General features: G+C 57.2%; 1 protein-coding gene. It reads right to left on the bottom strand.

All coding sequences use genetic code 11. The features are described 5' to 3' along the window. Positions 1–236 (bottom strand): AAA family ATPase (locus LK536_RS59100; protein WP_506092373.1); only part of this gene is annotated, 236 nt, incomplete at both ends.

Genomic DNA, 236 nt, shown 5'->3' with positions numbered 1-236 from the left:
ATATCCACGCGGTTGGTGGCTGCCATGACAATGATTCCCTCATTGACGCCAGAACCGTCCATCTCAACTAGCAGCTGGTTCAGGGTCTGTTCCCTCTCATCGTGGCCGCCGCCCATGCCGGTTCCCCTGCGGCGCGCAACCACGTCAATCTCATCGATGAACACAATACAGGGTGAATTCTTCTTGGCCTCCTCAAACAGGTCGCGGACACGGGATGCGCCCACACCTACGAACAT

It is taken from the genome of Clostridium pacaense, from assembly GCF_020709765.2.
GTDB lineage: Bacteria > Bacillota > Clostridia > Lachnospirales > Lachnospiraceae > Enterocloster > Enterocloster hominis.
The sequence above is the reverse complement of the archived record's forward strand: the minus strand, read 5'-3'. Positions and strand labels throughout refer to the sequence as shown.